The sequence below is a fragment of the Thiomicrorhabdus cannonii genome, from assembly GCF_013391695.1.
Taxonomy (GTDB): Bacteria; Pseudomonadota; Gammaproteobacteria; order Thiomicrospirales; family Thiomicrospiraceae; genus Thiomicrorhabdus; species Thiomicrorhabdus cannonii.
Genome location: NZ_JACBGH010000002.1, coordinates 1 through 24,061 on the forward strand (window position 1 = coordinate 1; position 24,061 = coordinate 24,061).

General features: G+C 51.6%; 20 protein-coding genes and 4 tRNA genes. 5 read left to right on the plus strand and 19 right to left on the minus strand.

All coding sequences use genetic code 11. The features are described from left to right. Positions 1 to 309: 309 nt before the first annotated feature. The 9 genes from HZ297_RS03125 to tig all read right to left on the minus strand — a co-directional run bounded on the left by HZ297_RS03125 (position 310) and on the right by tig (position 7,158). Positions 310 to 386 (minus strand) — tRNA-Asp (locus HZ297_RS03125). 8 nt (positions 387 to 394) lie between these two features. Then, positions 395 to 470: transfer RNA gene (locus HZ297_RS03130), tRNA-Val, on the minus strand. Positions 471 to 570: 100 nt separating this feature from the next. Continuing rightward, a tRNA-Asp gene (locus tag HZ297_RS03135) sits at positions 571 to 647 on the minus strand. Position 648: 1 nt separating this feature from the next. Then, positions 649 to 724, minus strand: a tRNA-Val gene (locus tag HZ297_RS03140). A gap of 172 nt (positions 725 to 896) precedes the next feature. Further along, on the minus strand, positions 897 to 1,169 hold the full coding sequence (locus HZ297_RS03145; RefSeq protein WP_178861546.1) for an HU family DNA-binding protein: 273 nt from the start codon (positions 1,167 to 1,169) through the stop codon (positions 897 to 899). A gap of 116 nt (positions 1,170 to 1,285) precedes the next feature. After that, positions 1,286 to 3,703, minus strand: a complete 2,418-nt coding sequence (gene lon / locus HZ297_RS03150; protein ID WP_178861547.1) for an endopeptidase La — start codon at positions 3,701 to 3,703, stop codon at positions 1,286 to 1,288. 85 nt (positions 3,704 to 3,788) lie between these two features. Beyond that, on the minus strand, positions 3,789 to 5,048 hold the full coding sequence (clpX, locus tag HZ297_RS03155) for an ATP-dependent Clp protease ATP-binding subunit ClpX (RefSeq protein WP_178861548.1): 1,260 nt from the start codon (positions 5,046 to 5,048) through the stop codon (positions 3,789 to 3,791). Between the two features lie 10 nt (positions 5,049 to 5,058). Continuing rightward, a complete protein-coding gene (gene clpP / locus HZ297_RS03160) occupies positions 5,059 to 5,661 on the minus strand; it encodes an ATP-dependent Clp endopeptidase proteolytic subunit ClpP (protein WP_178861549.1) in 603 nt (200 codons plus the stop codon). Between the two features lie 183 nt (positions 5,662 to 5,844). Further along, on the minus strand, positions 5,845 to 7,158 hold the full coding sequence (tig, locus tag HZ297_RS03165; RefSeq protein ID WP_178861550.1) for a trigger factor: 1,314 nt from the start codon (positions 7,156 to 7,158) through the stop codon (positions 5,845 to 5,847). A gap of 252 nt (positions 7,159 to 7,410) precedes the next feature. Here tig and HZ297_RS03170 point away from each other — a divergent pair, with 252 nt between their 5' ends. Then, the gene (locus HZ297_RS03170) at positions 7,411 to 7,623 is read left to right on the plus strand and encodes a YgaP family membrane protein (protein ID WP_439333568.1); all 213 of its coding nucleotides are present in this window, start codon (positions 7,411 to 7,413) and stop codon (positions 7,621 to 7,623) included. Positions 7,624 to 7,706: 83 nt separating this feature from the next. On the opposite strand, the gene abc-f is transcribed toward HZ297_RS03170, so the two are convergent. From abc-f to HZ297_RS03200, 6 genes are all read right to left on the minus strand, one after another. Next, positions 7,707 to 9,638 (minus strand): ribosomal protection-like ABC-F family protein, encoded by a 1,932-nt coding sequence (abc-f, locus tag HZ297_RS03175; RefSeq protein ID WP_178861551.1) that lies wholly within the window; start codon positions 9,636 to 9,638, stop codon positions 7,707 to 7,709. 7 nt (positions 9,639 to 9,645) lie between these two features. Next, entirely contained in the window at positions 9,646 to 10,350 is a 705-nt protein-coding gene (gene lolD, locus HZ297_RS03180) for a lipoprotein-releasing ABC transporter ATP-binding protein LolD (protein ID WP_343034758.1), read from the minus strand. Further along, on the minus strand, positions 10,343 to 11,593 hold the full coding sequence (locus HZ297_RS03185) for a lipoprotein-releasing ABC transporter permease subunit (protein ID WP_178861552.1): 1,251 nt from the start codon (positions 11,591 to 11,593) through the stop codon (positions 10,343 to 10,345). Before HZ297_RS03185 ends, lolD begins: the two co-directional genes overlap by 8 nt. 11 nt (positions 11,594 to 11,604) lie before the next feature. Then, positions 11,605 to 12,297, minus strand: a complete 693-nt coding sequence (locus HZ297_RS03190; protein WP_178861553.1) for a trimeric intracellular cation channel family protein — start codon at positions 12,295 to 12,297, stop codon at positions 11,605 to 11,607. Positions 12,298 to 12,434: 137 nt separating this feature from the next. Continuing rightward, complete coding sequence (locus tag HZ297_RS03195; RefSeq protein WP_178861554.1) at positions 12,435 to 13,754, minus strand: NAD(P)/FAD-dependent oxidoreductase; 1,320 nt, start codon at positions 13,752 to 13,754, stop codon at positions 12,435 to 12,437. Between the two features lie 248 nt (positions 13,755 to 14,002). Further along, positions 14,003 to 15,223 carry an RND transporter family protein gene (locus HZ297_RS03200; RefSeq protein ID WP_178861555.1) on the minus strand — a complete coding sequence of 407 codons (1,221 nt, stop codon included), beginning with the start codon at positions 15,221 to 15,223 and terminating at the stop codon, positions 14,003 to 14,005. 180 nt (positions 15,224 to 15,403) lie between these two features. Between HZ297_RS03200 and mfd the strand changes: the two genes are divergently transcribed. Further along, the gene (mfd, locus tag HZ297_RS03205; protein WP_178861556.1) at positions 15,404 to 18,847 is read left to right on the plus strand and encodes a transcription-repair coupling factor; all 3,444 of its coding nucleotides are present in this window, start codon (positions 15,404 to 15,406) and stop codon (positions 18,845 to 18,847) included. Between the two features lie 26 nt (positions 18,848 to 18,873). Further along, on the plus strand, positions 18,874 to 19,581 hold the full coding sequence (locus HZ297_RS03210; RefSeq protein ID WP_178861557.1) for a CsiV family protein: 708 nt from the start codon (positions 18,874 to 18,876) through the stop codon (positions 19,579 to 19,581). Between the two features lie 80 nt (positions 19,582 to 19,661). On the opposite strand, the gene HZ297_RS03215 is transcribed toward HZ297_RS03210, so the two are convergent. Further along, the gene (locus tag HZ297_RS03215; RefSeq protein ID WP_178861558.1) at positions 19,662 to 20,150 is read right to left on the minus strand and encodes a GlcG/HbpS family heme-binding protein; all 489 of its coding nucleotides are present in this window, start codon (positions 20,148 to 20,150) and stop codon (positions 19,662 to 19,664) included. Between the two features lie 69 nt (positions 20,151 to 20,219). After that, entirely contained in the window at positions 20,220 to 20,540 is a 321-nt protein-coding gene (locus HZ297_RS03220) for a DUF4156 domain-containing protein (protein ID WP_178861559.1), read from the minus strand. A gap of 98 nt (positions 20,541 to 20,638) precedes the next feature. Here HZ297_RS03220 and tsaA point away from each other — a divergent pair, with 98 nt between their 5' ends. Further along, positions 20,639 to 21,379 carry a tRNA (N6-threonylcarbamoyladenosine(37)-N6)-methyltransferase TrmO gene (gene tsaA, locus HZ297_RS03225; protein ID WP_178861560.1) on the plus strand — a complete coding sequence of 247 codons (741 nt, stop codon included), beginning with the start codon at positions 20,639 to 20,641 and terminating at the stop codon, positions 21,377 to 21,379. 47 nt (positions 21,380 to 21,426) lie between these two features. Here the strand turns inward: tsaA and HZ297_RS03230 are convergent, their stop codons facing one another. Then, positions 21,427 to 22,425, minus strand: coding sequence for a 2-hydroxyacid dehydrogenase (locus tag HZ297_RS03230; protein WP_178861792.1), 999 nt, complete (start codon positions 22,423 to 22,425; stop codon positions 21,427 to 21,429). A 158-nt stretch (positions 22,426 to 22,583) separates the two neighbouring features. Between HZ297_RS03230 and HZ297_RS03235 the strand changes: the two genes are divergently transcribed. Further along, positions 22,584 to 23,375 carry a TIGR01458 family HAD-type hydrolase gene (locus HZ297_RS03235; protein WP_178861561.1) on the plus strand — a complete coding sequence of 264 codons (792 nt, stop codon included), beginning with the start codon at positions 22,584 to 22,586 and terminating at the stop codon, positions 23,373 to 23,375. Between the two features lie 42 nt (positions 23,376 to 23,417). Here HZ297_RS03235 and HZ297_RS03240 read toward each other — a convergent pair whose 3' ends face one another. Further along, on the minus strand, positions 23,418 to 24,053 hold the full coding sequence (locus tag HZ297_RS03240; RefSeq protein WP_218644531.1) for a hypothetical protein: 636 nt from the start codon (positions 24,051 to 24,053) through the stop codon (positions 23,418 to 23,420). Between the last annotated feature and the right edge of the window lie 8 nt (positions 24,054 to 24,061).

A 24,061-nucleotide genomic window follows, 5' to 3' on the forward strand; every position in this document is an offset into this window, starting at 1 on the left:
GATAGACTTGCCCCCAATAACGTATTTGACGACTGGGTATGCCGGTGAGTGTTGAGAGAGCGGTAGAATTTTCGCCCTGAAGATAGCGCTTTGCTATGGTGACTTTTGTATTGCGACTGTATTTGGAAATGAAAAACCCCCAAAGTTGGTGTCCAACATTTGGGGGTCACTTCACTTGTTGCGGTTTTTTTATAGCGATAAAAAACACGCTTAAAAAACTCAACAGGCCGGGTATAAAAAGGAGAAATTAAAAACGGCAGGCAATAAAAAAGCCGTTAACGAAAATTCGTTAACGGCTTCTTATTGTAATGGCGGAGCGGACGGGGCTCGAACCCGCGACCCCCTGCGTGACAGGCAGGTATTCTAACCAACTGAACTACCGCTCCTAGTTGTATGGTGGGTGGTACAGGGTTCGAACCTGTGACCCTCGCCTTGTAAGGGCGATGCTCTCCCAGCTGAGCTAACCACCCGGGCTTGCCAAATGTCTTACAATGCACTTGGCTTGCGTATTACAGACTTGTCACATCATCTGCAATATCAAAGGTAACTTTCACTACCTTTTGAATTTAATGGCGGAGCGGACGGGGCTCGAACCCGCGACCCCCTGCGTGACAGGCAGGTATTCTAACCAACTGAACTACCGCTCCGTGGTGGGTGGTACAGGGTTCGAACCTGTGACCCTCGCCTTGTAAGGGCGATGCTCTCCCAGCTGAGCTAACCACCCAATTAAGCACTAATTTCTGAATCGGATTAACTTCTTCAAATCTTCTGCAGGCCGCTTGCCTAGCGGCTTTGCTAGGCTTCGCGTCTGCGCTTAATTGATGTGGCGTATTATAGGGGCTTGGGAGAAGTTGTCAATTAAATTTGTCGTTTTTTTTGCAAATTTTTGACAATTTTTAGTTAACAGCGTCTTTTAGCGCTTTACCAGCAGTAAACTTAGGCACTTTTGCAGCAGGAATGTTCATCTCTGCGCCAGTTTGAGGGTTACGACCAGTACGTGCAGCACGCTCACCAACCTTGAAAGTACCAAAACCGATGATCGCAACAGAATCACCTTTACCCAACGCGCCAGTGATCGCCGCAACCGTTGCATCCAACGCACGCGCAGCGTCCGCTTTAGTCAAACCAGCTTGTTCTGCAATTGCACTTACTAATTCAGATTTATTCATTATTTAATCTCCATGAGTACCATTTTTTGTTTAATTCTAGCGCCATTCGACGGCTAGACCATTTATAGCAACCCTTCGTCAAAGGTGTCAAGCAAAAAAACCGCTAAAATCCGTACTTAGTGTCGATTAGCGTCAGTTTCACCGTCTTTTACCTCTTCAGCCCCTGAAAACACGGCGATTCCATCATTTTCTTTTATAGGGGTAGGCATTTGCTCTAATGCCACATTCAACACCTCATCCACCCATTTGACCGGGCGGATATCCAACTGTTCTTTAACCTCTTGAGGCACATCTGCCAGGTCACGCACGTTGTCAAACGGAATCAGTACCGTTTTGATGCCACCTCGCAGCGCGGCCAGCAATTTCTCTTTCAAACCGCCGATCGGCAACACCTCACCGCGCAGCGTGATTTCGCCCGTCATGGCCACATCCGCCCTAACCGGTGTTTTGGTCAGCACAGACGTGATCGCCGTACAAATGGCAATACCGGCACTCGGACCATCCTTCTTGATCGCCCCTTCCGGAAAGTGCAGATGCAAATCCAGATTTTCATAGAAATCATCGGCCAGTCCAAGCTCGGCAGAGCGACTGCGAATCACACTCATGGCGGTATCCACAGACTCTTTCATAACGCTGCCAAGCTGCCCGGTACTGGAATGCTTGCCTTTGCCCGGCATCGCCGTCGCCTCAATCCGCAACAAATCGCCGCCCACACGCGTCCAAGCCAAGCCGGCAACCTGACCGATACGATTCTGCGCATCCGCCAGACCGATACGATAACGCGCCACGCCAAGATAACCTTCCAGCGTTTCAGGGGTAATGACAATTTTGCCTTGCGCCTCGCCCGTCACCAGCTTTTTGACCGCCTTGCGGCAAATCTTGGCCAGCTCACGAGCCAAATGGCGCACGCCGGCTTCTCGCGTGTAGGTCTGGATAATCGCCTTCAACGCCTCATCGGTGATTTCCAACTCATCCACTTTCAAACCGTGATCGCTCGCCGCCTTCGGCAGCAGGTGCTCACGCGCGATATTCAATTTTTCCGGCTCGGTGTATCCCGACAGTTCGATCACTTCCATACGGTCGAGCAAAGCCTCCGGAATATCCATCGAGTTGGAGGTGGCCACAAACAGCACATCAGACAAGTCGTAATCGACTTCCAGGTAATGATCGTTAAAGGTGCTGTTTTGCTCGGGATCCAACACCTCCAGCAAAGCACTGGCGGGATCGCCGCGCATATCGCTGCTCATCTTGTCGATCTCATCCAGCAAGAAAAGCGGGTTACGCGTGCCGGCACTACTCATTTTTTGAATGATTTTACCCGGCAAGGCGCCAATATAGGTTTTACGGTGACCGCGGATTTCCGCTTCGTCACGCACGCCACCCAACGCCATACGCACGTATTTGCGGTTGGTTGCTTCGGCGATAGAACGCGCCAAAGAGGTTTTACCCACGCCCGGCGGTCCAACCAAACACAAAATAGGCCCTTTAATCTTGCGTACGCGCTTCTGTACCGCCAAAAACTCGACAATACGCTCCTTGACCTTCTCAAGACCATAATGCTGGCTATCCAGCACCTGCTCTGCATGTTGCAGATCTTTGGAAACGCGCGAGCGTTTTTTCCACGGCACTGCCAGCAGCCATTCAAGATAGTTGCGAACAACGGTCGCTTCCGAAGACTGCGACGGCATCATTTTGAGTTTTTTCAATTCGGCTTTGGCTTTTGCAAGCGCTTCTTCGCTCATACCGGCCTGTTCAATTTTCTCAGCCAGCTGATCGTATTCGCTGACGACCCCTTCATCCCCACCGGCTAATTCGGTATGAATCGCCTTAATCTTCTCGTTCAGATAGTACTCGCGCTGGGTTTTATCCATCTGCTTCTTGATGCGCGTCGTGATGCGTTTTTCGGACTCCAGCAGCTCACGTTCCGTTTCCACGATCGACAACATCTGTTCAAGGCGCTCATTGACCGCCGACAACTCCAGTAACGCCTGTTTATCGGCCACTTTCAGATTAACATTGGCCGAAACCAAATCCACCAAACGGTCGGCTGACTCCTCTTTTTTGACGGAGGCAATCACCTCCGAAGGGATTTTCTTTTTGAGGTCGGCATATTGCACAAAACTTTCTTTTAAAGCGCGCAACAGAACAATGGTATCGGTCGGATTATCTTCCATCGAAACAAACTCGCTGATATCACCCAGCAACACATTCGTTTCATTATTCAAGCTCAGCAGATGGAAACGCTGCACCCCTTCCACCAACACTTTGACCGTACCGTCCGGCAACTTCAATAGCTGCAGAATATTGGCCATAGTACCTACAGAATAGAGGTCTTCCAATGTAGGGATATCCTGCTCAGCGCTTTTTTGGGTGACCAGGAAGATCTGTTTATCGCCTTCCATGGCCTCGTTCAATGCCTGTATGGACTTTTCGCGACCCACAAACAGTGGCATGACATTGCCGGGGAAAACCACTACATCCCTTAATGGCAGCACTAATACATTCATTTTCATTGTGACTTGGTCGAGTTCCATATTTTTCCTTTCTTTATGGCGGTAAGCGCAAAAAAATACCCAGCAAGGCTGGGTACTTTAGAGATAACCTTTACTTCAATCGAGTTTACTCGCTGGAAGCTTTCTTCGGTTCATCTTCTTGATACACCATCATCGGCGGCTTTTTACCTTGTACTACGGCTTTATTAATAACGACTTTCTCAATATTTTTCAAGCTGGGGAGGTCATACATTGTATCCAGCAAAAGCTGTTCCATAATCGAGCGTAGACCACGCGCGCCTGTTTTGCGCTCAATGGCCATATGGGCCACTTCGATCAAAGCGTCTTTGCGGAACTGCAACTCAGCCCCTTCCAACTCAAACATTTTCTGGAACTGTTTCACCAGAGCGTTTTTCGGCTCGGTCAGGATTTTAACCAGGGCCTCTTCATCCAACTCTTCCAGTACGGAAATCATCGGCAAACGCCCGACAAACTCCGGAATCAAGCCGAATTTGATCAAATCTTCCGGTTCGATACTGCGGAATTTTTCAGATAATGTTCGCTTCTTATCCGCCGACTTCACCTCGGCAGAGAAGCCTATCCCCAAGTTCGTTTCCGTGCGCTGATCAATGATCTTGTCCAAGCCCTCGAAGGCGCCGCCGACGATAAACAGAATCTTTGAGGTATCGACCTGAATCATGTCCTGATTAGGGTGCTTACGCCCGCCTTGCGGCGGCACGGAAGCGATGGTTCCCTCGATCAGTTTCAACAAGGCCTGCTGCACCCCTTCACCGGAAACATCTCGTGTAATCGACGGGTTCTCGGACTTGCGCGTAATCTTATCGATCTCATCGATATAGATAATGCCGCGCTCCGCTTTTTCAGGATCGTTATCACAACGCTGCAACAGCTTCAGAATGATGCTCTCGACATCCTCACCCACATAACCGGCTTCGGTCAGGGTGGTGGCGTCGGCAATCGCAAAAGGCACATCCAGCAGGCGCGCCAAGGTCTGTGCCAGCAGCGTCTTACCCGAACCCGTTGGGCCAATCAGCAAAATATTACTTTTGGTGAGCTCAACATCGTCTTTCTTGTGTGAATTTTGCAGACGCTTGTAATGGTTATAAACCGCCACCGCCAGAACTTTTTTCGCCTGATGCTGGCCAATGACATAGTCGTCCAGAATCTTGCTGATCTCGTGCGGGGTTGGCAGGTTTTCCAGCTCAAAAGTCGACAAAGCTTCCGCACCAAACTCTTCCTGCAGAATATCATTGCAAAGTTCCACACACTCGTCACAAATATACACGGATGGACCTGCAATGAGCTTGCGTACTTCATCCTGTCCTTTGCCGCAGAACGAGCAGTAAAGTGTCTTATCATGACTCATTATTCTTACCTTATCGTTTTGTCAGTACTTTATCGACCAAACCGTAATCACAGGCTTGTTGGGCACTCATGAAATTATCACGATCCGTATCGCGCTCGATTGTCGCCAGATCCTGCCCGGTATGCTCGGCCAAAGCGCGGTTCAAATTATCTCTGATTTTCAGGATTTCCTGAGCGTGGATCTGAATATCGCTCGCCTGCCCCTGAAAGCCGCCTAATGGCTGGTGAATCATCACGCGTGAATTAGGCAGCGCAAAGCGCTTGCCCTTGGCACCGGCAGACAACAGGAAAGACCCCATGCTCGCCGCCTGGCCGATGCACATGGTGCTCACATCCGGCTTAATGAAATTCATGGTATCGTAAATCGCCATGCCGGCCGTGACGCTGCCGCCTGGAGAGTTGATATAAAGATGAATATCCTTATCCGGGTTTTCAGACTCCAGAAACAGCATTTGCGCCACAATCAAATTGGCCATGTGATCTTCAACTTGTCCAACCATAAAAATCACACGCTCTTTCAATAAACGGGAATAAATATCATAGGAACGTTCACCACGACTGGTCTGTTCAATAACCATCGGCACAAGTGCGTTTTGAATCAAATTGCTGTCCATTCTGACCTTACTTCCTCATTTATTTTGAATTATCACGTATTTTTATAGGCTATCTTAGCCTGTTACAAGGCAAAAAAAAACTTAACCCCAAGACAAATTCTGCATTTCCCTTGGTAGGTTAAGTTTTTAGAAGTTTTGCGCGCACAACATTGCGCGCAAAAACAAGATGTTATCTTGTCGGGATTAAGCGAAAGCGCCGATTACTTCATCAAAAGATTTTTTGACTTCAGAAACCTTGGCTTCAGACATAATCTTTTCAGCCACTTTGTTTTCTACCAGAATCGCACGGATTTCGTTCAATGCCTGTGGGTTCTTCTGGTACCAGTCGATCACTTCAGCAGGCTCTTCATAAGATGCAGCTTGTTCAGCGATGTAAGCATTCACTTCGTCATCAGTCGCTTCGATTTTGTTGGCACGGATGATATCACCCATGACCAAACCAAGCTTCACACGCTTTTTGGCATCGTCTTCGTACTGCTCAGCCGTGATGTTGACATCAGACGCTTTAACACCTTGACGCTGCATGTTCTGAACCATATTGTTCATCAACTGCTGCGCTTCTTGCTCAACCAACGATTTTGGCAATTGAACATCCACGATCTCGTTCAATGCATTCAACACCGCTGTACGGTTTTTGCTTTGTACGGCACGCGCCAGCTCTTTTTCCATGTTTTCTTTGATTTCCGCACGCAACGCTTCTTCCGTACCGGCTTCGATACCGAAAGACTTCACGAACTCTTCGTCGATTTCTGGCAACTCTTTAGTTTGGATCGAGTGAACCGTGATATCAAAGGTCGCAGTTTTACCTTTCAGGCTTTCTGCATGGTAGTTTTCAGGGAAGGTGACTTCGATTGTCTTCTCTTCGCCTTTTTTCATGCCTTCGATACCGTCTTCAAAACCTGGAATCATGCGGCCGCTACCCAACTCAAGCGGTACGTTCTCGGCTGAACCGCCTTCAAACGCTTCACCGTCAAGCTTACCAACGAAATCGATAATGACCTGCTCACCTTTTTTGGCTTTTTTCGCCGCGCTCTTGGAAGGTTTCCAAGCCATGCGCTGCTCACGCAGACGCGTGATCATTTTCTCGACATCTTCATCAGTGACTTCTGCCGCCACTTTTTCAACCGTTACGCCAGAAAATTCCGGAACCGTGATTTCTGGGTAAGTTTCGAAACGCGCTGTGAACGTGATTTGACCGTCTTTATCTTCCAACTCGTCAAACATCGGGTAACCGGCTACATTCAATGACTCTTGCATGACCGCGTCATAGAATTTGCGCTGGATGTTTTCACCCATCACTTCCTGCTTAACTTGTTCGCCATGACGTTTTTTAACAACATTCAATGGCACTTTGCCAGGACGAAAACCATCCATTCTGACATTGCGACGGATTTCGTTCAAACGCTTCTCGATTTGACCGTTTAATTCATCAGATGGGAATGTGACAGTAATTTTATGCTCAAGACCTTGTTCTGGCTTTTGTACAGTTACTTGCATGTTCATTTCTCAAAGTTGGTTAAATTGGACGCTATCATGCGCTCGCACACAGTAGCTATAAATAAGGCACAAAATTATACTTTTTTATTGATTTAAATTAAAGAAAAACCAAGAAAAACAATCAAAGCCTTCCGGATTTCGCTTGTTCAAATCGCAGAAAATGCTAAAATATTCAAAAAATTTATGCATGGATAAGGGGCTATTCTCACCCTACGAGACAGCACCGACCAAATCAATCAAAAGGAACTCAACATGAAAACGCTGACAATCGAAAAAATCATTCTTCTTGTAGCCGGCACCATGGTATTGCTAAGCACCGTTCTGGCAGTTTACCACTCGCCAAATTGGCTTTACCTGACCGGTTTCGTCGGCGCCAACCTGCTGTTCGCTGGCTTCACCGGCTTCTGTCCAATGGTTAAAATCCTGCGCAAGTTCGGCTTCAAGCACGGCCTGGCTTTCAAATAAGAAACCAGCAAAGCGCATCCAATAAAAAGGCCTGATAATCAGGCCTTTTTATTTTTTAGAACAATCAGAGCATTACTAAACCACTACTCCGCTTCAAACTCCTGCGTGAGCATCTCCACGGTTTCCTGCAACTCCAACCACTCCAGCTCGATCTCTTCGATTTCACTCTCATAAACCGCCTGCTGCTTAAGCGCTTCGGTTAATTTATCCTTGTTTGCCGTTTCATAAATCGTGGCATCTTCCATTAAGGCATGCAGTTTGGCCAGTTCGGCCTGCGCCTGCTCCAGGCGCTTTTCAACCTTGGTCAGTTTCTGCGTGTAAGGTTTCAGCTTAATCTCAAGCTGCTTGCGGCGCTGCGCGTTTTCCTGACGCTGCTGTTTCTTGTTCTTGGCCGGCTCGCTACCCGGCCTGTTGAGTTTATTTTTGGCTTCTTCCTGCGCCTGCTTCAACACCTTCAGACGGGTCTGCAAGTAGCTTTCCAGGTCCCCATGATACAGACTGACCTGTTTGTCATGCACCCACCAGAACTGGTCGGCGATACTGGTCAACAGGTGCTTGTCGTGCGTCACCAATATCAAAGCGCCGCCAAACTCCTGCAACGCCATATCCAACGCATCGCGCGTTTCCATATCCAAGTGGTTGGTCGGTTCGTCCAGAATCACCAAATTGGGACGCTGCAGAATAATCATCGCCAACGCCAGACGCGCTTTTTCGCCGCCCGAAAAACTCGCCACCGGCGTCAGACTCATCTCGTTGGAAAACCCGAATCGCCCGAGAAAATCCCTGGCCTGCTGATCCGTGACCTCCTCACTCAACCCCAGCAAGTGCTGCAGCGGACTCTTATCCAAATGCAACGCCTCCAGCTGATGCTGGGCGAAGTAACCGATAGACACACCTTTGCTGAAGACTACCTTGCCGGCCGTCGGTGGCAAATCACCCACCAACAGTTTGATCAAACTGGTCTTACCAGAACCATTGACCCCGACCAAACCGATGCGATCGCCGGCACGCAACACCAGACTGACTTGCTCGAAAAGTAACTCGTCGCCATAACCAAAATCGACCTGTTCAACCTTCATCATCGGATCAGGCTGATGTTTGGGAGGCAAAAATTCAAACTGAAAGGGGTTGGTCGCCTGAACCGCCGCCACCTGTTCGATACGCTCCAACGCCTTGACGCGACTTTGCGCCTGCTTGGCCTTGGAAGCTTTGGCCTTGAAGCGTTCGATAAACGATTTGAGATGCTGCATCTGCTGTTTCTGTTTATCGTGCAACGCCTGCTGCTGCATCAACTGTTCGTTGCGCTGACGCTCAAACGCGGCAAAGTTACCGGCATAATAGGTGATTTTCTGATTCAAAATATGCGCAATGCCCTGCACCACTTCATCGAGAAAATCACGGTCGTGGGAGATAATCAGTACCGCACCTTGATAAGCCTTCAGCCACTGTACCAGCCAAGCCACCGCTTCGATATCCAAGTGATTGGTCGGCTCATCCAGCAACAACAGATCCGAACGCTGCATCAGCGCCCGCCCTAACTTCAGGCGCACCTGCCAACCACCCGAAAAGGCACTCATCGGTTTGTGCAAATCGGCGACGCTAAACCCCAAACCGGCAAGCAGCTGCTCGGCCTTTAAAGGCACTTCATAACCGGCAATGCGATCCATGCCATCATAGGCCGCCACCAGTGCCGACTCGTTCTGCTCAGTCTCGGCGCGCTGAATGCTCGCCACCATCTGCGCGTACTGCGTATCACCAAAGCAGACATAATCCAATGCACTTAATTCGGTATGCCCGACCTCCTGTTCAACATATCCAATCAACCAATTGGCGGGCACAGCAATCTGTCCGGCCTCAAGCGGCACCTCGCCCATAATGGCCTTAAACAGAGTGGTCTTGCCCACGCCGTTTTGACCGATCAGACCGATTTTCTGACCGGGGTGGATCGTCAGACTGGCATTTTCGAACAAAGGCTTAAGCCCGGCACGAATCGCGACGTTTTGAATAGCTAACATGAAAAACTCAGAAAGATAAAGAGAGCGGCTGCAACTGACCGTCGACCAATGTCACTTGACGATCCATGCGCGCAGCCAATTGCAGATCATGGGTAACGACCAACAAGGCGGTATTGAATTCCTGATTCAGTTCCAACATTAATTGAAACACCTGTTCGGCCGTCTCATGGTCAAGATTACCAGTCGGTTCATCGGCTAAAATCACAGCAGGCCGGGTAATCAAGGCTCGGGCAATCGATACCCGTTGACGTTCTCCACCGGAAAGTTCGGAAGGTTTATGCTGTAGGCGTTGGCCTAAACCGACACGCTCCAATAGCACGGTCGCCTGCTGCTGCGCTTGCGCCGCCGAAACGCGGCGAATCCGCAACGGCAACATGACATTTTCCAATGCGGTCAACTCGGGCAGCAGATGATGGAATTGATAGACAAACCCCATATGCAGATTGCGCAACCGGCCGCGTTTGACGTCATTGAGCCTGGAAAACGACTGCCCCATTAAAGCCACATGACCGCTGCTCGGCTGATCCAATCCAGCCAACAGATGCAGCAGAGTACTTTTACCGGAACCGGAAGCGCCGACAATCGCCAGTTTTTCGCCGGCCAGCACCTCCAGATCGACATGGCTCAACACCTGCGTGGTGATCTGCCCTTCCTGGTAAACCTTTTTTAATCCCTGCGCGTGAAGCACCATGTCCGTCATCTCATTACTCATAACGCAACGCCTCCGCAGGATGGACTTTGGAGGCCTTTCTGGCCGGATACAGCGTCGCCAGCAACGTCAACAAAAACGCCACCCCGCTGACCGCCCAGACATCGCTCCACTCTAGTTTTGAAGGCACCTGACTGATGTAATACACATCGGCCGGGAAGAATTTAAAGCCCAGCAGGTTTTCGATAAAAGGCACAATCACATCAATATTCAACGACAGACTGACGCCGCCAAGCAGTCCCAAGACGGCTCCGCTGAAACCGATAATCAATCCCTGAATAATAAACATCCACTGCACGCTCATTGGTGATGCACCCAACGTACGCAGCACCGCGATGTCGCCCTGCTTATCGGTCACCACCATCACCATGGTGGAAACAATATTAAACGCCGCCACCATAATAATCAGCGCCAGCACAATAAACATCATGCGCTTTTCCATCTCGATGGCTTTGAAGAAATTGGCGTGCTGTTGCGTCCAATCGCGCACATAAAGCACCTGATTCAGCGACTCCGCCAACTGATGACGCACCTCATGGACTTTGAACATATCGGCGATCTTTAATTGCAGACCGCCGACCGCGTCGTCGTACTTGAAGATTTTCTGCGCATCTTCCAGGTGCACAATCGCCAACCCGCTGTCATACTCGTGCATACCGGCTTCAAAAATCCCCACCACCGTCAACCGTTTGATGCGCGGCACGATCCCGACCGGCGAGAAACTGCCCTGTGGCGCAATCAAAGTGACCTTGTCGCCCATTGCCACCCCCATGCTGGCGGCTAATTCACCGCCCAGGATAATGCCGTACTCTTTAGGCTTGAGATTTTGCAAACTGCCCATCACCATTTTGCTTTCGATATCCGCCACCTGATTTTCATAATCCGGCAAAATGCCACGCACCGCGACGCCCTTGACATCCTCGCCACGGGTCAACATCCCCTGCTCCATGATATTTGGTGCCGCGCCCAAGACATTCGGCTGCTGCTTGACGCGCTCATACAAATCCTGCCAGTCATACAGACGGTCATCACGCTGCGTCAGCGTCATATGCGCCGTCATTCCCAGAATGCGGTCGCGCAACTCCTGCTGAAAACCATTCATAATCGACATCACGGTAATCAGCGCGGTCACACCGAGAGCAATACCGATCATCGACGAAAAGGTGATGAAAGAGATAAAACCGTTGCGGCGCTTGGCGCGGGTGTAGCGAAAACCTAGCAACAGTTCGAATGGGGCTCTAAACATAAAATCCAAAATCAGCGTTGGGTCGAATCAGGCTTGCTGGAAGAAGCGTCATCGTGAGTAGAAAGGGCAGCGCCTGGCGGTTCAGGCGCCTTGTAGGAGATAAATACCGGTAATTCGATATTAAACATAATTGCAAAAACACGCATCGACAAGGTCACAATAATCGATACCACTACCGCCCAGTCCGTTGCCACTCCCCACTGAATCAACAGCAGCAGCAAACTCGCTCCCACAAACGAGGCGGTGGCATAAATCTCTTTGCGGAAAACCAGCGGTACTTCGCCGACCAGCACGTCACGAATCACCCCGCCGACCACGCCGGTCATAATACCGGTCATAATCGCAATCGGATCGGAAAAACCCAACGCCATCGCTTTCTGCGTGCCAATCACGGTAAACACCGCCAATCCGAGGGCATCCAGAAACAGTAGCATCTTGACCGGCAGACGTTTATAACGCGCAAAAAAGAACAGCAGTAGAGCGGAAATGACCACCACATAGATATAGAGGTCGTTCTGCGTCCAGAAGACGGGCACATCGATAATCAGATCGCGCATCGTGCCGCCGCCAATCGCCGTGACCATCGCAATGACAATCGCGCCAAACAGGTCCAGCTGTTTGCGGCGTGCAGCCAACAACCCGGTGATAGCAAACACCACCGTGCCGATCAAATCCAAGTAATGAAGTATCTGAGCTAGAGCCATAGGCGCATTATATAGGATGGATAAAAGAAGAAAACAGTAATCTGCAATTTCCGCAATCAATCCATGCCATTCGCGCCAAAAACAAAAACGCCCTCATAATAGAGGGCGTTTTGGCAGGTTTGAACCGATTAAACGTCTTATTTACTGTCAGACTTCAAACGGTTGATACCCAACATTTTCATAATGTATTTCTGGTAAATCGGCTCAGAGTTACCGGCTTTCATGTTACGGATGAAGTATTTTTCAAACGCAATTTTCGCCAAATGCACCCACTTGCCTTTCTTCGCCCACGTCAGGTTACGTGGCGGGATCTGAGGCAGAGCAACGAATGCCGCACCAGAGTCCCCCATGTCCGCCAGACAGACTGTGTTCCATGTAGGCTCTTCGTGTGGTTCCAAACCTTGAATGTTGGCTTCGATGTTATGGCAGATTGCCGTTACCATCGACTCGATCATCAAACCGGTTTTTGGGGTACCGCAAGGCACCGGACACTTGGTATCCACCGGAGGAATGGCAATCCCCACACCCAACGCATAGATGTTATGGTAAGTCGGGTTGCGGCTGAACTTGTCAACTTTAACGAAACCGCGCGGGTTAACCAACGGACCGCCCATTTTCGCAGGATCGGCATCCACCATCTCTTGCAGGAACTTAGAACCTTTAAACGCCGGCAACATCATGGCGTATTTGAACGGCAATTCGTGTGTATTAATCACATCACCACGGTTGTTGTACTCTTCAACGTACATCACGCCGTCTTCGATTTTGGTGGTCTTGGCGTTACAGATCCAGTTGATATGGCGGTTACGCATTTCCGATTCCATCAAGCCCTTGGAGTCGCCAACCCCATCCAGACCCAAATGACCGATATAAGGTTCAGCCGTGACAAATGTCATTGGCACTTGGTTACGGATTTTACGCTTACGCAGATCGGTTTCCATGATCATCGCAAACTCGTAAGCCGGACCAAAGCAGGACGCACCTTGAACCGCGCCAATGATAATCGGACCAGGATTCTGGCAGAACTCTTCCCACTGTTCATGGGCTTCTACCGCGTGAGGTGTTGTACACACAGAAACCGTGTTGCCGCCGTGGCTCTTTGGACCAAAACCTGGAATTTCTTCAAACGCCAACGCCGGGCCGGTTGCCAGAATCAGATAGTCATAGGCCATTTCAGAACCGTTATCCAACGTGATTTTGTTGTTTTCAGGATCCAGAGCCACGCAAGTGTTGTTGTAGAACTCGATGCCTTTGCGCGTTAGGTAGGGCTCCAACTTGAAGGAAATGTCTTCCGCTTTACGCCAGCCCACAGCAACCCACGGGTTAGACGGTACAAAGTTAAACTCATCAACCGCGTTAACTACTTTAATCGTGTGCCCTTTATCCAAATGCTTACGAATATCGTAAGACATCGGTAAACCACCTGTACTTGATCCAACCACAACAACTGTTGCCATGTCGCTAACCTTCCTTATCTAAAATCTGCCTAGTTGCTTGTTATGCAACCTATTTATTTTTTTAATGATAATTAATCAGACTTATTTATTAATAAGCCCTACTAACGTCAAACGTCGGCCCATAATGAACCAAAGAAAGCCAAATTAAAAATAAAATTTACATATCACTCATCAACCAAATTTATTAATGACTAAAATTTTCACTTATGAAGAAACGCGTAATAGATTGCGTTTATTTCAACCCATTTCTATATTTTATGAGAACGATGAATCAACAAGGCCGGAACCCACAACAACACCGTCAAGGTCGCCACGCCAAGCGCCAGCATGGTGACGACACTGGCCTGCTGGATCAGCTGCTGATCGCTTGCTAACAATACAACCAAGCCTAACAAAGTAGTCCAACTGCTCAACCAGATCGGTCTGGCAACGCTGGCCATTGCATAACGCACCGCCTGCTCCCGATCCGAAAATACGCCGCGCCGCGCCCGAACATATCTCGCAAAAAAATGGATGCCGTCATCCACAATCAGCCCCATTGGAACCATCAGCAACAATAGGGAACTCACTCCCTGGCTGAACAACACGGTGAACAATAGCAAGGTAACCATCAACGCGGCCGCATTGACCAAGGTATTTAGCAAGGCAACCGAAAAGCTCCGCCAAAACAGCCATAACAGCGCACCAATCACAAGCAGCATCCACGAAAAATCGAGCAGTAACGTCAGCAGTTCACCGGATTGCAGCAACAATACCGCCAGACCCGAAAGAGCCATACCTGTTCCCCAAAAAATCACCCGCGGATAACGCTGCAACCAGCCCACAACAAACGCATAACCGTGGCGATCCGCACTATGGCCAACCCGAAACTCCAGCAACCAACTCAGCAAAATCAACGGCAGCAAGGTGAGCGTTATCAGATAACTCAATACCGCCCCCACAATCACCACCCACGCCAGCTGCGCAAACTGCGGCTCATACCAGGCAGCCAAAGCAAACCCCAACAGCGTAGTGAAATTGGATAGAAAAATAGGACTGTTATTGAGCTTCAGGGCCTCGGCCAAGGCATCGAACTGAAACAGGCCGCGCGCCATCTCGCGTAATACGGAGGTGAGAATATGGATCAGATTGCTGGTGATGAGCGTCATCAACACCACCAAGCCGAGCAGACTGTTGGCATCCAGGGTGATGCCCAGCCAACCCAAAGTACCGAACGTCAGCAGCAACACGGTCGCATTCAAACCCAACTGCAACAGCGCCGTTTTAAACGAGTCCAGCAAATAGATCAACGCCAGACTCATTACACCAACGCTAGCCGCCAGCAGCAGCCAATCCTTTGCCGCCACCTCGCTCTGCAAGCTGAAAATACCGCTTGCCAATACCGCCCCCGTCACGCCCAACGCAAGCGACAACGGCCACTTGTTGTGTGCCACCATCTGCACCCAGCTAAACGCCCAATTTCCGTACATATCCTTCCTTTCGTCCTCCCAACAAACCGCAAACTACCCGGCCTGTTGAGTTTTAAAACCGATTTTTAACACACAATTTAAGCGCCAAATGCGACAATTCCTTGCCATCGACAAAATGCGCTAGTTTAAAATAAGCGCTCTTGTCATTGTTTCCCAATTCAATCAGATTAGTTTTTGCGCATGAAATCCACACTCCCGCTTTTGGCTCACTCACCGCTTCCGCTTCAAGGCCACCGCTCCTACTGGGGCAAACTCAACTCGGCCGAACAGTCGTTGGTCATTGCCCGTCAGGCGCAGCATACCGACGGCCTCACGGTGATTATGACCGCCGACAGCCAGAGTGCCAGTCGTTTGCAGGAAGAGTTGCGCTTTTTCCTGAACGGTCAGACGATCCTCTCTTTTCCCGAATGGGAAACCCTGCCATACGACCGTTTTTCGCCGCACCAGGACCTGATTTCCGAGCGCTTGAAAACCCTTTATCAGCTGCCAGACACACAGAAAGGCATTCTGATTCTGCCGGTCGCGACGCTGTTGCAGCGCGTTGTGCCGCACCACTATATTCAAAAATTCACCTTTATGCTCGAAAAAGGCGACACGCTGGATGTGGAAGCCTTTGCCAAAAAACTCGAATCCGGCGGCTACCAGCGTGTCGGCCAGGTCATGGAACATGGCGAATTCGCGATTCGCGGTTCGATTATCGACCTCTTCCCGATGGGCAGCAAACAGCCGTTCCGACTGGACTTGTTTGACGACGAGATCGAAACCATCCGCAGTTTCGACGTGGAAACCCAACGCTCCATCGGCCAGATAGAACGCATTCAGCTGCTGCCGGCCAAGGAATACGATTTTACCACCGACGGCATTGAACGCTTCCGCCAACAGTTCAAACTCGCCTTTGGCGACGAGCGCCGCACCTGCCAGCTCTACCAGCAGGTCAGCGAAGCGCAGGCGGTCGGCGGTCTGGAATACTACCTGCCGCTGTTCCATGAAGAGCTCGCCACCCTGTTCGACTACTTTCCCGAACAGACGCTGTTTTTTGAATTCGACGACCTCGAAGCCGCGGTTGAAGGCGTGCGCCACGCTTATGAAGAACGCTATCAGATCGGCCAGCACAACCCCGACTATCCGATTTTGCGCCCCAACGACCTGATTCTGACGGCGAGCGAATTCTTCAGCGAACTCAAGCAGCACCACCGCATTACCCTGCAAAGCGCACAGACCGACAAGACCACCCATCTGTTCGACACCCTGACACTGCCGGATTTGAGCGTACAGCCGCAAAGCGACTATCCGCTGGCGCGCCTCAACGCCTTCTGCGACCAATACAAAGGGCGCATTATCTACAGCGCCGAAACCACCGGCCGCCGCGAAACCTTGCTGACGTTGCTGGGCAAACACAAACAGCATCCGCAAATCGTTACCGACTGGCAAGCCGCCCTGCAAAGCGATGCGCGTTACAGCATCGTCGTCAGTCCGCTCGAAGAATCGGTTTATACCGCCAAACTCTGCGTCATCAGCGAAAGCCAGATTTTCGGCCAAACGGTGGTGCAGAAGCGCCGTCGCAAACGCAAACACAGCGATTTCGACAGCGCCATCAGCAACCTCATCGAACTCGATATCGGCAGTCCGATTGTGCATATCGACCACGGCGTAGGACGCTACCAAGGTCTGCAAACCCTCGAAATTCAGGGCGAGGCACGCGAATTTCTGATGATCGAATACGCCGGCGAGGCCAAACTCTACGTGCCGGTCACCTCACTGCACCTGATCAGCCGCTATACCGGCGCCACGCCGGAAACCGCGCCGCTACACAAACTCGGCAGCGACAAGTGGGAAAAAGCCAAACGCAAGGCCGCCGAAAAAGTCCACGATGTCGCCGCCGAATTGCTGGACATCTACGCGCAACGCGAAGCGCGGCCGGGCTATGCTTTCAATACGCCCGAAGAGGCCTACCAGCGTTTTGCCGCGAGTTTTCCGTTCGAGGAAACGCCCGACCAGCAGGCCGCGATTGAAGCCGTATTGGCCGATATGCACAATAAACGCCCGATGGATCGACTGGTGTGCGGTGACGTCGGTTTCGGCAAGACCGAAGTGGCGATGCGCGCCGCCTTTATTGCCGCCTATGACGGCAAACAGGTGGCGGTATTGGTGCCCACCACCCTGTTGGCACAGCAGCATCTGGAAAACTTCCGCAACCGCTTTGCCGACTGGCCGGTGCGCATCGAAGCCCTGTCGCGCTTCCAGTCCGCCAAAGAACAGAAAGAGATCCTCGCCGACTTGAAGGAAGGCAAGGTCGATATCGTCATCGGCACCCACAAGCTGATTCAAAAAGATGTCGAATACCGCAATATCGGTCTGATTATCATCGACGAGGAGCACCGTTTCGGCGTGCGCCAAAAAGAGCAGTTGAAGAAACTGCGTGCCGAAGTCGACGTGCTCACCATGACGGCCACGCCGATTCCGCGTACCTTGAACATGGCCATGAACGACCTGCGCGATCTCTCGATTATCGCCACGCCACCCGCCAAGCGTCTGGCGGTGCAGACCTTTGTGCAGGAGTGGAACGAGGAAACGGTGCGCGAAGCCTGTCTGCGTGAAATCCGTCGCGGCGGACAGATTTATCTGCTGTACAACAATGTCGACAAGATCGAGCAGATGGTCGAGGAGATGCAAGCCCTCATTCCCGAGGCCAAGGTCGATTTCGCCCACGGCCAGATGAACGAGCGCGAGCTGGAAACGGTGATGGAGAACTTCTACCACCGCCGTTTCAATATCCTGGTGTGTACCACGATTATCGAAACCGGCATCGACATTCCAACCGCCAACACCATTCTGATCCACCGGGCCGACAAGTTCGGCTTGGCGCAGCTGCATCAGTTGCGCGGCCGTGTTGGCCGGTCGCACCACCGCGCCTACGCCTATTTGTTCCACGGCGGCAAATCGCTGCTGACGGCCGATGCCGAAAAACGTCTGGCGGCGATTGCCAAACACGACACCTTGGGGGCGGGCTTTATGCTGGCGAGCCACGATTTGGAAATCCGCGGTGCCGGCGAACTGCTCGGCGACGGCCAGTCCGGCCAGATTCAGGAGATCGGTTTCGGCCTGTACAGCGAACTGCTGGAACGCGCCGTCAAAGCCTTGAAATCGGGCAAACAGCCTGAGCTCAATGTGTCGCTGCATACCGGTTCGGAAGTCGATTTGGGCGTGCCCGCCCTGATTCCGGAAGACTATCTGCCCGACATCCATACACGCCTGGTATTCTACAAACGCATTGCCGGCGCGGCGGATGACACGGCATTGCACGAACTGGAAGTGGAGATGATCGACCGCTTTGGCCTGCTGCCCGATCAGGTCAAGAATCTGTTTGCGGTGACACAGGTGAAACTGCTGATCGAGCCGATCGGCATTACCAAGCTCGACGCCAGTGAGGCGATGATCCGCGTGCAGTTCAATTCGCAGCCCAATATCGACCCGCTGAAACTCATCCAGCTCATCCAGGCCTACCCCAAAAACTACGTGTTAAAAGGCCAGACCGAGTTGAAGTTTTTCGATACAATGCCAACCATGCAAGCGCGTATTGCGGCCATCGAATTGATGATCCGCTCGATTGCGAGCCATTCGTAACAACCATTTGTAGGGAACGCTTTTTCATGCAGCACACCGCCTCAAAAACACCCGGCCTGTTGAGTTTTTTTAAACACGTGGCACTCGCTTTTTTGCTGAGCGCCACGCTGCCCGCACAGGCGCAAACAGATGAAGAAGTGCCGAACTATACGCTGGAAGTAATTGTTTTTGAAACCTTTGCGCTAAAAAGCTGGACAGAGGAATACTGGCCGGAAGACGTGGCGGCGCCGGACAGTGAAAACACCTTGAACCTGCAAGACCTGCTCAACGGCACACTCAAAAGTCCCGTTGTCGGCAACAAAAGCATGGCGGTGAAAAACGTTGCGCTGGCGCTCAACAACGAGGCCGCCAAACTCACCCCGCAGCGCGGTTACCGCATTCTGTTCCACCAGGCGTGGACGCAAAATACGGTGGACGATGTGCAAATGCCGAAACTGTGGATCGACAACAGCGCCAGCAATAACAGCGGCTCGATCCTGACCGGCACCGTCAAACTCTATAAGAGCCGTTACGCGCATGTCGATTTCGATCTGGAGCTGGAACGCCGCATTCCCGACCGCATCCGGGACGAGTTTATCGCCCACGAAAAACTGGATCCGACGGGGGTGATTCCCAATACCTGGCGTTTTAAACTGGAAGAATCGCGCAAAATCCGTCCGGGACAGCTGCACTATATCGACCACCCCCAATTCGGCGTACTGGTGCAGCTCACCTATAACGGCCCGGCTAAATAATCCTGCCCGGCAGAACACCATACCGGCAGAACCCATAAAAAAGCCCTCTTTCGAGGGCTTTTGCTTTTAACAATACTACTTCAAAACGCCATGCGCTCTTCCAGCTTGCCCAGCGCTTTCAGCGCACAGGCCTCGTCCTTTTCGCCGCCCGGCGCACCGCTCACACCGATGGCACCGATACGCGACCCGCCGCTGACAATCGGCACGCCGCCGACCATCATCAAAATGCCGTCAACGTGATTCAACTCCGGACGGATATCGCCGCGCTGCGCACGGAAATCGCCCGACTTCAGCCCGGACATAATGGTGGCATTGGCTTTTTCCTCGGCGATTTGCAGCGTAAATTTGCTGGCAAAATCATCGCGCAGCGCCACCCGCTGATTGCCATGCTTGTCGACCACCACGGCACTGACCGAATAACCGTTTTCACGGCACGCCAAAATCGCTTCGGACGCCAGATCCCGCGCCAGCTCCATGCCGATGTTTTTCTCATCCACCACATCTTCGGCCCATGCCGTGCCTTGCACAACCAACAAGGCGGTTAATATGGTTCTTCGCAATATACGCATGCTATTCACTCCTTGAATCTTAACCCTATAACCCTACCCGGCCTGTTGAGTTTTAAAACGCCTTAAAACTCAACGGCAACGGTAAATATCAAACACCATTTTGCCATCCTCAACGGGGGCCTGCGGCACAATGGTATCGCCGCCCATCGCCACCGCCTCGTTACGCGCCAAATCGGCCAGTTCCGCGGTCATGGTCTCCGCATTACGCTCAATAAAGCCGATTTTGGACAACACTTGGGTACGCGTGAAACCCAGTTTCTTGCAGTGGGTCACGTCGTCATAGCTTGCCAACTTAACCGCCTCGGCGCTTTCGCTGACCTCGATAAAACTGCAGGCCGACAGCCCCAATGCCAACAATACGGCCGCGCCAACACGCCACATCTGTTTCATAATCGTTCCTTCTCCATTGAATACAGGGTTTTGCAATGATTTTGTTAGAATAGCAAAACTCTTTGTAAATTACCGCTCACGGCCAACAAATACCTCGTATGAACACATCCGACCTCAACGCTTTTCATTTGCACCGCATCGGCACGGTACACAGCCCGTTCAAGGAAAAATTCGGCATCCCGCGCCAGAGCGGACTCATCGAGGGCAATATCGGCCAAATTGAACTCCTGCCGCCGTGGGATCGGCAGGAGGCGTTACAAGGCCTGGACGGTTTCAGCCATATCTGGGTAGTGTTTATCTTTCACGAAGCGCTCAAACCGGTTGAAGCCTGGCGCCCCACCGTGCGTCCGCCGCGCTTGGGGGCGAAACGACAGGGGGTGTTTGCCACACGCTCGCCCTACCGCCCCAATGCCATCGGCCTATCGGTTTTGGGTTACCACGGCTGGCGCAAAGAAAACGGCAAACTGCTGTTGGAGGTTTCCGGGCTGGACCTGCTCGATCAAACGCCGGTCATCGACATCAAACCCTATCTGCCCTACGCCGACAGTTTGCCGCAGGCGAGCGGCGGATTTGCGGCCGAAGCGCCGCAAAGCGACCCCCTTAAGGTGGTGTTTAGCGAACTGGCACAAGCGCAATTACAACCGGCCCAACAGCGTTATCCGCAGCTGCGCCGCCTGATTGAAACCTGCCTGACGCACAATCCGCGCCCGGCCTATTTCGGCAGTATCGACAAGCGCGAACACTTTGGCATCAAGCTTTACGAATTTGACGTGCAATGGCAGCTGGAAGCCGAGCGGATTGTGGTTTTATCGCTGTTTGCCGAATCGCTGCCGGAATAAGTCCAAACCCGGCCTGTTGAGTTTTTTCAGAGCGTTTGCGGGCACAATCACTCGCATACCACCTGATTGCAGGTTTTGATATTGTCTTCCACAAAATCCATGATATTGGCCAAGGTGGTTTCGGCGATATTGCTCAGCGCCTCCTGGGTAAAAAACGCCTGGTGCGCCGTGACCAACACGTTCGGAAAGGTCACCAAACGCTCGAAAATATCGTCTTCGATAATCTCTTCGGAGTGGTCCTCGAAAAACAGATTGTCTTCCTGTTCGTAAACATCAATCCCCAGATAGCCGAGTTTGCGCGATTTCAAGGCGGCAATCACCGCTTCGGTATCCAACAGGCCGCCGCGGCTGGTGTTGATCAGCATCACGCCGTCTTTCATTTTATCGAGTGCCTCGGCGTCGATCATGTGTTTGCTGGAGGATGTCAGCGGCACATGCAGACTGATGATGTCGGCTTTGGCATAGAGTTCGTCCAGTTCGACATACTGCACGCCCGCCTGTTCCAGCAGATTGTTCGGATAGGGATCATACGCCAGAATATGCATGCCGAAACCTTTGAGGATCGGCACCAACTGCTGGCCGATCCGGCCGGTGCCGATAATGCCGACGGTTTTGTGGCATAGATCAAACCCCAGCAGCCCCTCCAGCGTGAAATTGCCGTCGCGCACGCGGTTGTAGGCTTTATGGGTTTTGCGGTTGAGAGTCAACATCAGCGCCACGGCGTGTTCCGCCACGGCCATCGGCGAATAGGCCGGCACGCGCAACACCGTCATCTTCAAGCGCTGAGCCATCTGCATATCCACGTTATTGAAACCGGCACAGCGCAGGGCGATCAAATGAATGCCGTATTCCGCCAGCTGCTCAAGTACGCCGCCGGAGAGCAGGTCGTTGACAAACACACACACGCCGTCAAAGCCTTGCGCCAGCGGCACGGTGCGCTCTGAGAGATGTTCGTCAAAGAAGGTCAGCTCTATCGGCAACGACTGAAGATGTGCCTGAAAAACCCGTTTGTCGGTTTTGGTGGCGCTGAAAAAAGCGATTCTGATCGGTTGCACGGCTTCGTCCTCCTCCTGGGATGCTAGGCTCAAACATAACACTCCCCATCCCGGATAAAAAGCACTTTCCACAAAAATTGTGCCTTGCCCGTTTGCTAGCCCGGCAATATCCCTTAAAATCGAGTCTTATCCCTCTAGGTAAACACTGTATGCCCGACTTTTCCGCCCTGCCAATCAAAGCCGTACTGCTCGATTTGAGCGGAGTCTTGCACGAAGGCGAGCGCGTCATTGCGGGAGCCGTAGAGACGCTGCGATGGCTGCACAGCCAAGGTTATGTGGTGCGTTTTGTCACCAATACGGCGACCAAATCGCATCATCAAATCTACGAGATGCTGCGTGCTATGGGATTTGAACTGAGTGAGACGGAACTGTTTACTGCCCCGCAAGCCGCCAGACACTATCTGCTGGCGAATAATTTAAAACCGTTTTGCATACTGCATCCCAATCTGCTGCCCGAATTTACCGATTTGCAGAGCGATTCGCCCAACTGCGTTCTGCTCGGCGATGCGCAGGAGGGATTGAACTACGCCAACCTCAACCGGGCGTTTCAACTGCTGGAACAGGGCTTTCCGCTGATCGGCATTGGCAAAAACCGATATTTTAGGGACTATGCCGGTCTGCAACTCGATGCCGGCGCGTTTATCCACGCCTTGGAATGGGCCAGCGGCACGCAGGCGATGATTATGGGCAAACCCGACGCGCGCTTTTTTGCTGACGTGGTCGTCTCCACCGGCTGTCAGCCGAACGCGTGTCTGATGGTGGGCGATGATGTCATCGGCGATATTCAAGGCGCTTTGCAGGCCGGTTTGCAGGCCTGTCTGGTGAAAACCGGCAAGTTCAAGCCGGCCGATCTGACAGATTTGCCTGAACAGGCCAAGCTGATTGATTCAATTGCGGCTTTGCCGCGACTGCTGCAAAGCCAGTCTAAGCCAGTCTCTTGAGTACCCGGCCTGTTGAGTTTTTTAAAACGGCAAAATTGCGTTTTAAGCACGCAGCGGTTTGACATTCAGCAAGGATACAAACAGCGAGATCACGATGGTGCCGAAGGTAAAACAGAAAATGCCGTGACTCGTGATCAACCACCAGGTTTGCGCATCAGCCGCTTCAAACGGTGCGCCAAGGGTGAATTGGGTTTGCAGTGATTGAATCAGCGGCGCCCAAACGGCAAGATAGTCTGGCACATCGCTGAAATGCCCAACCAATTGATAAACGCTGGCAAACAGAAACATCGCCGTGGTGTAGTTGACCATCGCCAAGACAATCACCCGCCCGGTAGCGGAAACCGCAGTGCCCTCGGTGATTTTGCAAATACCGAACAGAATCACCCCCAGCTCTTTATTGAGAATGCCGACAATCCGCAGCATCAGCAAAATACTCAGCCACAGCGGCAAGCTCACTTGGGTACTGGCGGCATAGAGCAACACGGCAAGCACCAGCCAACCGACGATATAGAATTCCGACAGAAACAGGCGTTTGTCGCGGTAACGCTGCCAGCTAGCAGATTCGGGTTCGAATTCGGACTCTTTGTGCTTGAAAAAACGGTCCAGCCAAAAGTACGGCGAAAGCGCATAAATCCAGCGAATCAGCTGTTTGACCAACGCGGCAATATTTATCTGCAAAGTACTCT

Coding starts and splice junctions, on each gene's coding strand:
- abc-f (WP_178861551.1), bottom strand. CDS start 9,638: ATGTTAGCTATTCAAAACGTCGCGATTCGTGCCGGGCTTAAGCCTTTG.
- HZ297_RS03200 (WP_178861555.1), bottom strand. CDS start 15,223: ATGTACGGAAATTGGGCGTTTAGCTGGGTGCAGATGGTGGCACACAAC.
- mfd (WP_178861556.1), top strand. CDS start 15,404: ATGAAATCCACACTCCCGCTTTTGGCTCACTCACCGCTTCCGCTTCAA.
- HZ297_RS03195 (WP_178861554.1), bottom strand. CDS start 13,754: ATGGCAACAGTTGTTGTGGTTGGATCAAGTACAGGTGGTTTACCGATG.
- HZ297_RS03215 (WP_178861558.1), bottom strand. CDS start 20,150: ATGCGTATATTGCGAAGAACCATATTAACCGCCTTGTTGGTTGTGCAA.
- tsaA (WP_178861560.1), top strand. CDS start 20,639: ATGAACACATCCGACCTCAACGCTTTTCATTTGCACCGCATCGGCACG.
- HZ297_RS03235 (WP_178861561.1), top strand. CDS start 22,584: ATGCCCGACTTTTCCGCCCTGCCAATCAAAGCCGTACTGCTCGATTTG.
- clpX (WP_178861548.1), bottom strand. CDS start 5,048: ATGAGTCATGATAAGACACTTTACTGCTCGTTCTGCGGCAAAGGACAG.
- HZ297_RS03185 (WP_178861552.1), bottom strand. CDS start 11,593: ATGTTTAGAGCCCCATTCGAACTGTTGCTAGGTTTTCGCTACACCCGC.
- lolD (WP_343034758.1), bottom strand. CDS start 10,350: ATGAGTAATGAGATGACGGACATGGTGCTTCACGCGCAGGGATTAAAA.
- HZ297_RS03210 (WP_178861557.1), top strand. CDS start 18,874: ATGCAGCACACCGCCTCAAAAACACCCGGCCTGTTGAGTTTTTTTAAA.
- clpP (WP_178861549.1), bottom strand. CDS start 5,661: ATGGACAGCAATTTGATTCAAAACGCACTTGTGCCGATGGTTATTGAA.
- HZ297_RS03145 (WP_178861546.1), bottom strand. CDS start 1,169: ATGAATAAATCTGAATTAGTAAGTGCAATTGCAGAACAAGCTGGTTTG.
- lon (WP_178861547.1), bottom strand. CDS start 3,703: ATGGAACTCGACCAAGTCACAATGAAAATGAATGTATTAGTGCTGCCA.
- tig (WP_178861550.1), bottom strand. CDS start 7,158: ATGCAAGTAACTGTACAAAAGCCAGAACAAGGTCTTGAGCATAAAATT.
- HZ297_RS03220 (WP_178861559.1), bottom strand. CDS start 20,540: ATGAAACAGATGTGGCGTGTTGGCGCGGCCGTATTGTTGGCATTGGGG.
- HZ297_RS03190 (WP_178861553.1), bottom strand. CDS start 12,297: ATGGCTCTAGCTCAGATACTTCATTACTTGGATTTGATCGGCACGGTG.
- HZ297_RS03170 (WP_439333568.1), top strand. CDS start 7,411: ATGAAAACGCTGACAATCGAAAAAATCATTCTTCTTGTAGCCGGCACC.